6 protein-coding genes and 1 pseudogene are annotated in these 10,005 nt (G+C 65.8%); 4 read left to right on the top strand and 3 right to left on the bottom strand.

Annotated elements, in window-relative coordinates:
• The first annotated feature begins 83 nt into the window (after positions 1–83).
• A complete protein-coding gene (locus tag ABZ845_RS31460; protein WP_360986798.1) occupies positions 84–1,226 on the top strand; it encodes a hypothetical protein in 1,143 nt (380 codons plus the stop codon).
• A gap of 829 nt (positions 1,227–2,055) precedes the next feature.
• On the opposite strand, the gene ABZ845_RS31455 is transcribed toward ABZ845_RS31460, so the two are convergent.
• Positions 2,056–3,606, bottom strand: a complete 1,551-nt coding sequence (locus tag ABZ845_RS31455; RefSeq protein WP_360986795.1) for a VCBS repeat-containing protein — start codon at positions 3,604–3,606, stop codon at positions 2,056–2,058.
• A gap of 681 nt (positions 3,607–4,287) precedes the next feature.
• Here ABZ845_RS31455 and ABZ845_RS31450 point away from each other — a divergent pair.
• Entirely contained in the window at positions 4,288–5,424 is a 1,137-nt protein-coding gene (locus tag ABZ845_RS31450) for a hypothetical protein (RefSeq protein WP_360986792.1), read from the top strand.
• A 375-nt stretch (positions 5,425–5,799) separates the two neighbouring features.
• Positions 5,800–6,945, top strand: a complete 1,146-nt coding sequence (locus ABZ845_RS31445; protein WP_360986789.1) for a hypothetical protein — start codon at positions 5,800–5,802, stop codon at positions 6,943–6,945.
• A gap of 427 nt (positions 6,946–7,372) precedes the next feature.
• On the opposite strand, the pseudogene ABZ845_RS31440 reads toward ABZ845_RS31445, so the two are convergent.
• Positions 7,373–7,567, bottom strand: a pseudogene (locus tag ABZ845_RS31440) (transposase); the annotation flags it as partial.
• Between the two features lie 370 nt (positions 7,568–7,937).
• Here ABZ845_RS31440 and ABZ845_RS31435 point away from each other — a divergent pair.
• Positions 7,938–8,120 carry a hypothetical protein gene (locus tag ABZ845_RS31435; RefSeq protein WP_360986786.1) on the top strand — a complete coding sequence of 61 codons (183 nt, stop codon included), beginning with the start codon at positions 7,938–7,940 and terminating at the stop codon, positions 8,118–8,120.
• A 765-nt stretch (positions 8,121–8,885) separates the two neighbouring features.
• On the opposite strand, the gene ABZ845_RS31430 is transcribed toward ABZ845_RS31435, so the two are convergent.
• Complete coding sequence (locus ABZ845_RS31430; RefSeq protein ID WP_360986783.1) at positions 8,886–9,689, bottom strand: hypothetical protein; 804 nt, start codon at positions 9,687–9,689, stop codon at positions 8,886–8,888.
• Between the last annotated feature and the right edge of the window lie 316 nt (positions 9,690–10,005).

The following is a 10,005-nucleotide window of genomic DNA, read 5'->3' as shown; positions in this document are numbered from 1 at the left end:
GCCACTCCTTGGAAGCCACTGAAGGCAGAGAGCCATAAGCCACACCCGGCCCTCCCGGGCCGCCTAACAACTTACGGAGAGCCATGCGATACACCACCCTGTCCGGCATCGCGGCCCTGGCCACGGTTCTCGCCAACGGCGTGAGCGCGGTACCGGCCGTCGCGGGAGGATCGGGTATCCAGGTGCCGTGCGACACCGCGGCCCTGATCAACGCGATTTCCACGGCGCCGGCGGGATCCACGCTGGTCCTCGCCCGCCACTGCACCTACCACCTGACCGCGGCCTACGCCGGCGACGACGGACTGCCCCCCATCGACAGGCAGCTCACCATCGAGGGACGCGACTCCACGATCGTCCGTGACGGGGTGTCGGCCGGTGTCTTCCGTATCTTCCATGTCACGTCCACCGGTGATCTGCGGCTCGACGACGTCACGATCCGCGGCGGCAACGCGCCCGATGACGGGGGAGGCATCCTCGTCGATGCCTCCGGCATGCTGAAGCTCGACAAGGTCACCCTCGACAACAACACCGCCGTCACCGAGGGAGGCGGCGTCGACGTCGAGTTCGGAGCCACGGCGTACATCACCCGCAGCGAGTTCACCTTCAACAACTCGGGCGGCGCGGGCGGAGGCCTGCAGTCGGACGGCGACGTCACCGCCGACGGGGTCGAGTTCGCCCGCAACTTCGCCGCCAATTATGGCGGAGCCATCGACCACGAGAGCGGCGACTCCATCTACCGCAACACGACCCTCAAGAACAACGCCTCAGGCAGCGACGGCGGCGGCATCGACCTCGACGGCGGCACCGCGCAGTTCATCAACAGCAAGATTCTCAACAACACCACCGCGGGTGGAACCGGCGGCGGGATCTGGAACGATACCTCGCTGACGCTCATCAAGACCGAGGTCGCCGGCAACGTCGTAGGAGGCGGCGGCGGCACGGGCGGCGGCATCTACAACGACTCCTCAGCCACCCTGGTGCTGCAGTCCAGCTCGGTCGACCGCAACAGCGCGAACGGCTCTGGCACTTCACAGGGCGGCGGTATCTACAACAACGGAGGTGCGGTGACACTGGACCACAGTGAAGTGAACAACAACGCCTCCACCGTCGCGCCGGGCGGCGTGTACACCGGCACCCAGTTCATGGTGACCCGGTCGGAGATCCGGCGCAATATCCCCACGAACTGCGACGGCAGCCCCGTCATCGTCACCGGCTGCGTCGGCTGACCCCTCACGAACCAAACCCGGCGGGAATCCGACCACACCCCAGCACACCGTGACGCAGATGATCGCTGGACCTTGCTACCTCCAGCCGGACAGCCCCGGACGCTCCCCTTGATCGTCGAGGAGGAGCCCGGGGCTTCGCTGTACCTAGCTTCACCAGTTCTGACCAGCAAAAAGGTCCTCCCGGAGGGAGGGCTCTCAGTGGCGCCCCGGCAGGACTCGAACCTGCGGCCAAGTGCCTAGAGGAGACTGATCTACTTCCGTACTATCAATGCTCTTACCTGGTGCTAAGCAGCTACGAAGATGCTTCGGTGATCCGTTCCACCGCGTATTCACCGGAGGGTGGCATTCCGGCGATGAACAACGGCTCCGGAGCACAATCAGAGTTCGGCTTGCGAATGTGCCCTGACCAGCATGCCCCTTGATCGCGGCAGGCGTGCGGTGCCCTCGTGTATCGCAAATAGTGCGTATCAGGCAGGTAGCGTGTCCGCAGTTGGGCTACGGTGCGCCCTCGTGAAGGCGTCAGAGGCGTTGTTTCCTCGGGAGAGGCAGAGCAGATCGGAAGTCGCCTCCGGCTCCTTCGCCCATTGAGAGGTCGGCTTCGCCGACGGGCGGTACCACTCTTCGGGTGGTACACAGCCGTCTGTGACCGGACAGCCCGGACACCTACGGCCCAAAGACAACTTGGGAGGGCGCTCTTCATGTGGCCGAGACGTCCGCCTTGTAAGTTCGATCCGATCCCGCTCCGGCTGCGGCCGTCGCTTGGTACGACGGCCGGACAGGGACGCTGGTGTACGCCCCAGTCCGGTGTCGTTGATGTCGGCCGTGGATGTCAGAGACCTTCTGATCCGTGGCTCTGGCGGGAACGGTCAGCGGTGGTCATACCTGCCGCGTCAAGGCCCCGCCTGTGCGGCTTGCAGGGCTTGTGTGGTTGCGGCTCGATGGTCACTGTCACGGAGGGGCCGGTGGTGGTGCCACCGCCGGGGGCAGTGGCGGTGGGAGTGAAGGTGTGTTGCCCTGGGGGGATCGGTCTCTTCGAGGTGCAGGTCCAGTTTCCGGCGGGATCGACGATGGCGGTGCAGATCGTGGCGCCGTGCTCATCGGTGACGGAGACGGTGTCACCGGAACTGCCGGTGCCGGTGAAAGTCACCGTGCAGCGCTGCCCTGTGCTTCCCATGACGTTGTGGTGCTTGGGGCGTCCTTGGCAGTCCGTGATCGTTGTTCCGTCGGCCGGACTGGTGATCACCGGACCTGCCGGGCCAGTGGTGTTGAGCAGCACCGACACCGTACTCGTGCCCTGGTTTGCGGTGACGAGGTCGGGCAGTCCGCCGTTGAAGTCGCCCACCGCCACCCAGACAGGGACGCCACCGGTCGTATAGTCGGTATTGGCGCCGAACGTACCGTCACCATTGTTCATGAGTACCGACACCGCATTCGTGCCGGAGTTCGCGGTGACCAGGTCCGGGTGGCCGTCACCGTCGAAGTCACCCACCGCGACCGAGGCAGGGCCGAAGCCGGTGAGGTAGTCGGTCTTGGCGCCGAACGTGCCGTCACCATTGTTCAAGAGCACCGACACTGTATGCACGCTTTCGTTTGCGGTGACCAGGTCCGGGTGGCCGTCACCGTTGAAATCACCCACCGCGACTGAGTTGGGGGTAGCCCCGGTGGGGTAGTCGGTCTTGGCGCCGAACGTGCCGTCACCGTTGTTCAAGAGCACCGACACGGTATCGGCGTTGGAGTTTGCGGTGGCCAGGTCCGGGTGGCCGTCACCGTTGAAGTCACCCACCGCCACCGAGTTGGGGTTGGCGCCGGTGGGGTAGTCGGTGTTGGCGCCGAACGTGCCGTCACCGTTGTTCAAGAGCACCGACACGGTATCCGCGTTGAAGTTCGCGGTGGCCAGGTCCGGGTGGCCGTCACCGTTGAAGTCACCCACCGCGACCGAGGCAGGGTGGGTGCCGGTGGGGTAGTCGGTGTTGGCGCCGAATGTGCCGTCACCATTGTTCAAGAGCACCGACACCGTGCTCGCGTTGAAGTTCGCGGTGGCCAGGTCCGGGTGGCCGTCACCGTTGAAGTCACCCACCGCCACCGCGGCAGGGGTGTTGCCGGTGGGGTAGTCGGTCTTGGCACCGAACGTACCGTCACCATTGTTCAAGAGCACCGACACCGTGCTCGCGTTGAAGTTCGCGGTGACCAGGTCCAGGTGGCCGTCACCATTGAAATCACCCACCGCCACCGCGTCAGGGGCGTTGCCGGTGGGGTAGTCGACGCTCGGTGCGAAGTTCGAGGTTGCGGCCTCTGCGGTCCCGGCCCCCAGGAACAGTCCCTGAACCACCAAGGTCACCACCACGAGCAGTTCGAACCTGCCCCGCATCGTGCCGGTCATCGCATGACCCCGGTCGTCTATCCTGACATCATCGTCTCTCCGATCCTCGCGAGGCCCCGAGAGGGCCGCTGGGGCGGTGCCACCCAGGCGGGGCCGGACGACACAAGAGCACACTGCCAACGGCACACGCTCGGCACTGCCTGACACCCACCGCCCAGGGCCGGGAACACCCGATGAGCCCATGGGCTGGGGTCGCTGCCTCTGTGAGCACCGCTTTAGGAGCGAGGTTGGGTAGACGGTGCCCGGACCTGCGAAGCGACTACGTAGGCGGACGGGAGATCAGTTACGCGTCCGCTACTGCCGTTCCCCGTGGCTCCCCGCTGAATCTGGTACCGAAGTGGCACGGGCACCTTCTGATCCGTGGCTTTGCAGCGATCGGTCAGTGACGGTCATACAGGTCGCCTTCGGGTCTCCGGCGGGTGTTGCTGGACTCAGGCGTTCGAACGTCGTTCCCATTGCCCGCTTGCGGAGCTCGCCGGGCGTCTGTGGCGGTGAAGTGTCCTCGTCTTGCAGTCCTGTCGGGCGACGGTTCAGCTACTTGGCCGTATTTGCTGCTGTGCCTGGGTGATGTGGGATTGCGGCTCACCGGAAGAGGTGCGGGAGGCGGCTTTGCTCCCAGTGTCCGGGAGGCGGACGAGGGGCCGTCTGTGCTCCGGCGGTGCCTGCACTTCGAGGAGAGCTATGCGATACACCACCCTGTCCGGCATCGCCGCCCTGGTCACGGTTCTCGTCAACGGCGTGAGCGCGGTACCGGCCGTCGCGGGAGGTTCGGGATCGGGTATCCAGGTTCCGTGCGACACCACGGCCCTGACCACCGCGATCGCCGGCGCGCCGGCGGGATCCACGCTCGTCCTCGCCCGCCACTGCACCTACCACCTGACCACCGCCTACAGCGGCAACGACGGACTGCCCCCCATCGACAGGCAACTCACCATCCGAGGCCAGGGCGCCACCATCGTCCGTGACGGGACGGCCGGCGCCTTCCGAATCTTCCACGTCGCCTCCACCGGTGACCTCCGGCTCGACGACATCACGATCCGCGGCGGCAACTCGTCCTTCGACGGGGGAGGCATCCTCGTCGACGGCATGCTGAAGCTCAGCAAGGCCACCATCGACAACAACACCTCCACCACCGATGGAGCTGGCGTCGATGTCGAGACAGGAGCCACCGCATACATCACACGCAGCGAGTTCACCTTCAACAACTCGGGCGGCTCGGGTGGAGGCCTGCAGTCGAACGGTACCGTCACCACCGACGCCGTCGTGTTCAACCGCAACTTCGCCGCCACTGACGGCGGGGCCATTGGCCACGACGACGGTGACGCGGTCTACCGCAACACGACCCTGAAGAACAACACCTCAGTCATCGGCGGCGGCGGGATCCAGCTCTTCGGCGGCACCGCGCAGTTCATCAACAGCAAGATCCTCAACAACACCACCACGGGTTCGGAAGGTGGCGGGATCCGGAATGACGCCTCGCTGACGCTCATCAAGACCGAGGTCGCCGGAAACGTCGTAGGAGGCTCCGCCGGCTTGGGCGGCGGCATTTTCGAGTCCGGCGGCACCCTGGTGCTGCGGGACAGCTCAGTCGACCGCAACAGTGCGAACGGGTCCGGCAATTCGCAGGCCGGTGGCATCTTCAACGCCTTCGGAGCGGCGACGCTCGACCACAGCGAGGTGAACAATAACGCCTCCACCGTCGCACCGGGCGGCGTGTGGACCAACATCCAGTTCACGGTGAGCCGGTCCGAGATCCGGAACAACATCCCCACCAACTGCGACGGCAGCCCCATCATCGTCACCGGCTGCGTCGGCTGACCCCTCACGCCCCTGGTATCTCCGGGAGATCCCGCTGAATTGGGCACGAGGCGGACGCTCTTGCTGATCGCCGAACTCCGCGACGTCCTGGCACTCGCACTGTCCTTCCACCCCGCCGTGCAGGGAGTCGCGACCAGGTCGCGGATTGCCTTGCCTCCTGTAGAGGGCCTCTGTCGCAGACGACGGAAAGTGCCATGGTCCTACAGGCGGGTTGAACCACGTATGCGGCCTCTTGACCGAATCTGCTGCTGTGCCCGGGTGAGGAGGGGTTGCGGCTCACCGGGAGAGGTGCAGGGGGCGGCTTTGCTCCCAGTGTCCACGACACGGGCGAGGGATCGTCTGTGCTCCGAAGGTGCCTGTACTTCGAGGAGAGCCATGCGATACACCACCCTGTCCGCCATTGCCGCCCTGGCCACGATCGTGGTCAACGGCGTGAGTGCGGTACCGGCCGTCGCGGGAGGATCGGGATCGGGTATCCCGGTGCCGTGCGACACCACGGCCCTGATCAACGCGCTCATCACGGCGCCTGCGGGATCCACGCTCGTCCTGGCCCGCCGCTGCACCTACCACCTGACCGCCGCCTACGCCGGCAACGACGGGCTGCCTCCCGTCGACAGGCAGCTCACCATCGAGGGCCGGGACTCCACGATCGTGCGTGACGGGGTGGCGGCCGGTGTCTTCCGTATCTTCCACGTCACCTCCACCGGTGATCTGCGGCTAGACGACCTCACGATCCGCGGCGGCAACGCACCCGATGCCGGGGGAGGCATCCTCGTCGACGCCTCCGGCATGCTGAAGCTCAGCAAGGCCGTCCTCGACAACAACCACGCCGACATCGAGGGAGGCGGTGTCGATGTCGAGCCGGGAGCCACGGCGTACATCACCCGCAGCCAATTCACCTTCAACAACTCAGGCGGAGTGGGCGGAGGCCTGCGGTCGGACGGTACCGTCACCACCGACGGGGTCGTGTTCGACCACAACTTCGCCGCCGGTAGCGGCGGCGCCATCGACCACGAAAGCGGTGACGCCGTCTACCGCAACACCACCCTGAAGAACAACGCCGGCGGCGGCGGCGAGGGAGGCGGCATCAGTATCTTCGGCGGCACCGTCCAGTTCATCAACAGCAAGATCCTCAACAACACCACCTCGAGTGATGAGGCCGGCGGGATCTGGACTGCTGCCTCGCTGACGCTCATCAAGACCCAGGTCTCAGGCAACGTCGTAGGAGGCTCCGACGGCGAGGGAGGCGGCATTCTCTCAGAAGGCGGCCCCGTGATGCTGCGAGACAGCTCGGTCGACCGCAACAGCGCGAACGGCTCCAATTCACTGGCCGGCGGCATCCTCAACTCCGGCAGTACGGTGACGCTCGACCACAGTGAGGTGAACAACAACGCCTCCACCACAGCACCGGGCGGCGTATGGACCCCCTCCCAGTTCACGGTGAACCGGTCCGAGATCCGGCACAACATCCCCACCAACTGCGACGGCAGCCCCGTCATCGTCACCGGCTGCGTCGGCTGACCTCTCACGCCTCGAACCCGGCAGGCATCTGACCACACACCAGCACACCGTGACGCAGATGATCGCTGGACCTCGCGACCTCCTCAACCCACCACTTTCCCCAGCTCCCATCCCGTCTGCCGTCGACCCACACACCGTGGAGCGGGCGTGGTTCAGGGCGTCAAGGTGGAGCGCGCTACTGTACGAACGACCTTGACGCCCTGGGCCGCGTCAGCTCGGCATTGCCTGGGGCGATGGCAGGCGGGATGGGAGCACCCCACGCACGCCACTTACGGCCCCGCAGATGGGAACGGCGTCCCCACCATCCCGGTGTCGGCCGATCCCCCGCCGGAGGCATGGTCTTGGCCGTGGGCCGCTCTATGCGGTGATCGACTCATGGCCTCCGGTCCTATCCATGTGTGGGCGCGCGTCGGCGCAGCGCGGGCGGAGCGGCCCGCAACTCAGCAGACTCGCTCGACGGCGTTCCCGGTCGCCGCCCGTTGTCGATGTCGTCTTGCCGCAACCACTTCGACAACGTGACGGGACGGATGCCGAGCTGCACCGCTGTCTGTTTGGCCTGCTTGCCGGCGTGGATCAGCGCTATGGCGCGCGCCCGGAACTCCGGAGGATAGGGACGAGGCATGACTGCCAGCCTTCCGTGAAGGGCTGTCAGTTAGCCACCAGAACTGGAACCTGAGAGGTGGGGCAGGTCAAGATGTCACCCGAACCTGCATCAGACCCCTTCGACCTCAACAACACCCTGAACCACAGTCCGGGCCTTGAGCATTGGGCTCGTGGCTTCGCGCTCGCGCTCTCTGCCCCAGGAGGCGGAGGCCGCCATCTGCTGATCGGCTCCGAGAGAGGGCTCACCCTGAAGACTTCGTGGGCTTGAAAGCGACCTCGGTCTCAGCGACGACCCGGGCGACCTCCGGCACGAGTACGTCGATGGCGTCGAGCTCACGCGTCACCCCGATCGTGGCCACTCAAATACTCACGGAGTGAGGCAAATCGCCGTGGCGGAAATCGACGCCGTGCTGCTGGTATTGAAGTTGAAAGCAGACACAGTAAACGTGTTCGGGGGAGCCGCAGCCTTCTCCATTGTAGTCACCACCATTAGACCGGAATTGGTGGAATATCCTCCGCCGGAGAGAATGGTGCCCGCCGGGCACGTTACCGAAGCGCTGCCGCCGGTCTGAGGATTAAAAGTTTCCGTGGGGCCAGTGACCCCGATGCTTCCTCCTACGCCCGCTCCGGTGGCGCCGGTGGGCCCTGTCGGTCCGGTTTCACCTTGAGGCCCAGTGGGGCCGGTGGGCCCTGTCGGTCCGCTTTCACCTTGAGGCCCGGTGGGGCCCGTCGGCCCTGTCGCGCCGGTCTTGCCGCGGCACCTGCCTCCGTCGGTCTCTGCTACGGAACTGGCCCCCTTGTCGGAGTAGCGGTGATACCGGTCGCACCTGTCCCTGCCCTTGTCGCTCACCGCCACTGCGGGAGTGCTCGATGGGGGCGAGGACGCGAGCGCCGGGTTGATGATCCCCAGCATGACGAGCACCAGCGACGCCATCGCACCGCCGGTGAGCATCTCGGTCCGCAGCCCAAGCGGGCCGAGGCCAGAGCGGCTCTGATGTTCAGGACTCATGAAGTGTCCTACTCTCGTCGTCTGTTCGATCGGGAAATTCGAAGGACGGCGGGCCCGAGACGGATGCATCTGCGGCCCCGGACATCATTCACTGACGGGTGCAATGACGCATGAGAGGCGCGCTCAGCAATCAACACATCGGCCGAGCCTCAGCGGCCCGAGAGGGCGACAGGATGGCAAGTCGAGACGGGGCTCCCCGCCCGCCCGCAGCCACGTCCAGGGCCCCCTCATTTTCGGCCCCCGGACCGCGCTGCAGGTTCACCTGCCGGGTCGGTCAGATGCATCGCCTTCTCCTTGCAACCGGGCGGAAATGGAGAATCACCGGGTATTAGGAGCAGCCGGGTACGGTGCTGGGGCTACCGCAGTTGTTGGGTGGGTTATCCATGCCGCCGCCCTGCGCATTGGCACCGGTGATGGTGTTGCCGGTGACCTTGCTTCTGTTCAGCGTCATGGTTCCGGCTTGCGCGATGCCGCCGCCCTGCGGATTGGTACCGGTGACGTCGTTGTGGGTGACTTGGGTGCTGGTCAGCGTCACCGTCGTGCCGACAGCGGCGGCGATCCCGCCGGCCAGGGTTCTTGCGTGGTTGCCGGTGATCCTGCTTCTGTCGAAGGTCGCGGTGCCGGAACCTCCGAATGGGCTGGCAAACAGGGCCCCGCCGGAGGCATTCGTACTGTTGTTATAGAGCGTGCTCCTGTTGACGCTCACCGTGCCGTTGTCGTTGTCGATGGCCCCGCCAAAGGAATCGGCGGTGTTGCTGGTGAGGCTGCTGTTGTTCAGCGTCAGTGCGGGACCGACGCCGCTGAGCCAGATGGCACCGCCCCGGCCGTTGCCGAGGCCGCTGGACGCGTGACCATTGCTGAGGGTCAGGGCGTTGAGAGTGAGGTTCCCATTGGGGCCGTCGATTTCGAAGAAACGGAAATTGGCCGCGGTTGCGGCTCGGGTGATGGTGTCGCCACAACCGTTGATCGTAACTTTATTCGTGATGATCGGCAGTCCGTTGTCGTCGTTGGGCGGTACGGCGTCGGTGAGGGTGTAGGTGCAGTGGCGCCTGAGGTTGACCGCGCCGCCCACTGCGGCGACAGCGCCGATCGCGGCTTGCAGGTCGCTCTCGCTGCAGCTGGGCACGTTCACAGTCAGCGGCTGGCTGGTGGCATGAGTGGGTCGGCTTGCCTCGGCGGGGGGAGCGCCGAGCGCTGGGTGGGTAGGTGCCGTAGCCGACTGCGATACGCCGAGTGGATCCGGACCCGGTGTGGCAGGTTGTGCGGTAGCGGGCGGCGTGACGACGCCGAAGGCGGCGGAGGTGAGTCCGATGAGAATGGGGGCGATACGAGGAACGCTCAGACGCATCGGGGCTCCGTAAGTTGTTAGGCGGCCCGGGAGGGCCGGATGTGGCTGATCGGGTCTTGCCGGTCGTGGCTCCGAAGGAGTGGCCGTCCGGCTCTCCGGG

Origin of the sequence: Streptomyces sp. NPDC047022 (assembly GCF_040644155.1) — a bacterium.
Classification (GTDB): Bacteria; Actinomycetota; Actinomycetes; order Streptomycetales; family Streptomycetaceae; genus Streptomyces.
Note: the sequence above shows the minus strand (reverse complement) of the source record. Positions and strands in the feature narration are given on the sequence as shown.

What these genes read in the sequence shown, in the direction of transcription:
- ABZ845_RS31460 (WP_360986798.1), top strand. Translation starts at nt 84, where the DNA reads ATGCGATACACCACCCTGTCCGGCATCGCGGCCCTGGCCACGGTTCTC.
- ABZ845_RS31455 (WP_360986795.1), bottom strand. Translation starts at nt 3,606, where the DNA reads ATGACCGGCACGATGCGGGGCAGGTTCGAACTGCTCGTGGTGGTGACC.
- ABZ845_RS31450 (WP_360986792.1), top strand. Translation starts at nt 4,288, where the DNA reads ATGCGATACACCACCCTGTCCGGCATCGCCGCCCTGGTCACGGTTCTC.
- ABZ845_RS31445 (WP_360986789.1), top strand. Translation starts at nt 5,800, where the DNA reads ATGCGATACACCACCCTGTCCGCCATTGCCGCCCTGGCCACGATCGTG.